Origin of the sequence: Nocardioides sp. (genome assembly GCF_036401255.1) — a bacterium.
In the GTDB taxonomy this organism is placed as follows: domain Bacteria; phylum Actinomycetota; class Actinomycetes; order Propionibacteriales; family Nocardioidaceae; genus Nocardioides.
Map to the genome: position 1 here is coordinate 1 of NZ_DASWVI010000004.1, position 2958 is coordinate 2958.

Below are 2958 nucleotides of genomic sequence, written 5' to 3' on the forward strand. Positions count from 1 at the left end.
GTCGAGCGTGGGCCGGTCGATGTCGACGCCGATCTGGACGGTGTGCGGGTCGGCGTACTCCAGTGTGGGCAGCGAGGCCGTGAACGGCCGGCCGGTGATCTCGACGACCTCCAGCGCCCGCACGATGCGGCGGCCGTTCTCGACCAGGATCCGGCTCGCCGCCTCCGGGTCGACGGCGCGCAGCCGGTCGTGGAGCGCGGCCGAGCCGACCGCGGCGAGCTCCGCCTCCAGTCGGGCGCGGACCGCGTCGTCGGTGCCGGGGAACTCGAAGCGGTCCAGGATCGCGCGGGTGTAGAGCGCCGACCCGCCGACCAGCACCGGGGTGCGGCCGCGGCCGCGGATGTCCGCGACCTCGGCGCGGGCCCAGCCCTGGAACTCCGCGACCGTGGCCGGGTCGCGCACCGTCAGCGTGTCCAGCAGGTGATGGGGGATCCCACGGCGCTCGGCGAGTGGCAGCTTCGCCGTACCGATGTCCATCCCGCGGTAGACCTGCATCGCGTCGGTGTTGACGATCTCGCCGCCGAGGCGCTCGGCCAGGTCGAGGGAGAGCCCGGTCTTGCCGGACGCCGTCGCCCCGACGACGGCGACCACCACGGGGATCGGCGCGCCGTTTGCGGTCGAGGGCATGTGGTTAGTGTGACAAGCATGAGCGAGCCCCACGACACGCCCCAGGACACGCCCCAGGGACCCGTCGACCCGCACGGCCCCGGCGGGGCGGACGCCCCGGCGCCGCCCGGTGGCCCGCAGCGCACCGACAGCCCCGACGGGCCCTACGGCGTCCCGCCGGGCGAGCACGACAGCGAGCTCCCCGACGCCGACGACGGCGAGGACCACTCCCCCGGACGGGCCGTGCAGGAGGAGAATGCAGGCACGTCGCTCGATGAGCCGTCCGACGGCTCGGGAGGTGAGTGAGATGAGCGAGTTCGACCTGACCGAGGACGTCGAGCCCGACGAGACCCCGGACGCCGAGGAGTACGAGGCCAACGAGCAGGAGGCGGTCTCCGAGGAGACCGGCACCGTCTACGACGGTCGCGGTGAACCGGCCGTGACCCCCCAGGACCTCGAGCGGGCCGACGAGGACGGGGACGACGAGGAGTGATCGACCCCGCCGTCGACCCCGCCGTCGACAGGTTCGTCGTCGTCCCGGCCGCGTACGTGTTCCTGCTCCGTGACGGGGTCGGTGGTCCGGAGGTGCTGCTCCAGCTGCGCACCAACACCGGCTACATGGACGACCACTGGGCCGCCGCGGCGGCCGGTCACGTCGAGAAGGGCGAGACGGCGTACGACGCCGCGCGCCGCGAGGCGCTCGAGGAGATCGGCGTGACCGACCTCGACCTGACGTTCGTGACCGCGATGCAGCGCACCCGCGGCGGCGAGCCGATCGACGAGCGCATCGACTTCTTCTTCACCGCCCGGTCCTGGGTGGGCGAGCCGCGCATCCTCGAGACCGCGAAGGCCGCCGAGCTGCGGTGGTATCCGCTCGATGCGCTGCCCGACCCGGTGGTGCCGCACGAGCTGGCCGTGTTGGAAGGGGTGCGAACGGGTACGTCGACGGCGTACTCGACGTTCGGATTCTGAGCAGGGGAGGGACCCATGGCATCCGATCTCGGCCCGATGCCCACGCCCAAGATCGAGCCCGGCGAGCCCAACCCGGGCGGCGTCGACGCGATCGAGGACGACACGGGCCCCCTGCTGATCCCCGACCTGACCCCGGAGGAGAACCCGGCCATCGAGGACCGGGCGCCCGACCCGCTCATCGACGAGGTGAGGGGGGCCGAGGACACCTCGACCCGTGCCACCCGGAGCGAGGGCGGGGAGCACGAGGGGTCCGACGACGACAAGGAGTCCCCCGCATGAGCGAGCACGACAAGCCGCAGCACCCCGAGCAGGGCGGCGCACCCGAGGACCAGGACATCGTGGAGGTCGTCCGCGGCTCCACGCCCAACTCCAGCGGGCCGGCGGGCGCCGCCGGCGAGATGGGGGTCAGCAGCGAGCGGGTCGGCCACGCCGGCCCCGGCCAGGAGGCGACCGACGGCGTGCGGGCAGTCGATCCGCACGCGTCGTACGCCGGCCCTGGCGACCCGCCCGAGCAGGCGCCGGGCAACCCCGAGTTCAACCCGACGGGACTGCCCCCCAAGGCCGGCTACTCCAGCAAGGACCCCCGCGACGACGACGAGGTCTGACCCGGCGGTTTCCCCACGCACCAGACGTATCTGCTCCCGACACCGCGGCGAGGGGACAGTTCTGTCAGGTGCGTGGGAGACCTAGCGGCAGGCGGGGGCGTCGGGCAGCGGAGCGGGTACGCCGACGGTCGGCATGCCCAACGTGACGCCGGCCGGGGCGGCGGGCGCCGCGTGCCGCGCCTCCCAGGCGTCTCCGGAGCGGGTACGACGCACCTCGACCACGGGCCCGTCGGCCACGAGGTGGTGCGGCGCCGCGTAGGTGATCTCGACCGTGGCCATGTCCCCGGGCCGCACCTCGACGCCCGCGGGCGGGGTGAAGTGCACCAGCCGGTTGTCCGGTCCGCGCCCGGAGAGCCGGTGGGTGGCGGCGTCCTTGCGCCCCTCCCCCTCGGCGACCATCAGCTCGACCCGGCGGCCGACCAGCCGCGTGTTCTCCTCCCACGCGATCTCGTTGACCAGCGCGACCAGCCGCTCGTAGCGGTCCTTGACCACCTCCGGGGCGACCTGGTCGGGTAGCGTCGCCGCCGGCGTGCCGGGACGCTTGGAGTACTGGAAGGTGAACGCGGCCGAGAACCGCGCCTCGCGCACGACGCGCAGGGTCTCGAGGAAGTCCTCCTCGGTCTCCCCGGGGAAACCCACGATGATGTCGGTGGTGATCGCGGCGTCGGGCATCGCGGCGCGGACGCGCTCGATGATGCCGAGGAACTTCGTGGACCGGTAGGACCGCCGCATGTCGCGCAGCACCTTGTCCGAGCCCGATTGCAGCGGCATGTGC

Annotated in this window: 7 protein-coding genes; 5 read left to right on the forward strand and 2 right to left on the reverse strand. The window is 73.4% G+C overall.

Features of this window, described 5'->3' with window-relative positions; genetic code table 11:
• A partial coding sequence (gene miaA / locus VGD85_RS00125) for a tRNA (adenosine(37)-N6)-dimethylallyltransferase MiaA (RefSeq protein WP_331061413.1) occupies positions 1–627 on the reverse strand: 627 nt, incomplete at its 3' end.
• Between the two features lie 18 nt (positions 628–645).
• Between miaA and VGD85_RS00130 the strand changes: the two genes are divergently transcribed.
• Genes VGD85_RS00130 through VGD85_RS00150 form a run of 5 tightly spaced genes read left to right on the forward strand, consistent with a single transcriptional unit; the run spans position 646 to position 2183 of the window.
• A complete protein-coding gene (locus VGD85_RS00130) occupies positions 646–912 on the forward strand; it encodes a hypothetical protein (RefSeq protein ID WP_331061414.1) in 267 nt (88 codons plus the stop codon).
• 1 nt (position 913) lies between these two features.
• Positions 914–1099, forward strand: a complete 186-nt coding sequence (locus VGD85_RS00135; RefSeq protein ID WP_331061415.1) for a hypothetical protein — start codon at positions 914–916, stop codon at positions 1097–1099.
• Complete coding sequence (locus VGD85_RS00140) at positions 1096–1578, forward strand: NUDIX hydrolase (RefSeq protein ID WP_331061416.1); 483 nt, start codon at positions 1096–1098, stop codon at positions 1576–1578. The genes VGD85_RS00135 and VGD85_RS00140 overlap by 4 nt, the downstream gene beginning before the upstream one ends.
• Before the next feature lie 15 nt (positions 1579–1593).
• Positions 1594–1857 carry a hypothetical protein gene (locus tag VGD85_RS00145; protein WP_331061417.1) on the forward strand — a complete coding sequence of 88 codons (264 nt, stop codon included), beginning with the start codon at positions 1594–1596 and terminating at the stop codon, positions 1855–1857.
• Complete coding sequence (locus tag VGD85_RS00150) at positions 1854–2183, forward strand: hypothetical protein (protein WP_331061418.1); 330 nt, start codon at positions 1854–1856, stop codon at positions 2181–2183. The genes VGD85_RS00145 and VGD85_RS00150 overlap by 4 nt, the downstream gene beginning before the upstream one ends.
• Positions 2184–2264: 81 nt before the next feature.
• Here the strand turns inward: VGD85_RS00150 and VGD85_RS00155 are convergent.
• The coding region (locus tag VGD85_RS00155) for a radical SAM protein (RefSeq protein ID WP_331061419.1) at positions 2265–2958 on the reverse strand (694 nt) is incomplete at its 5' end.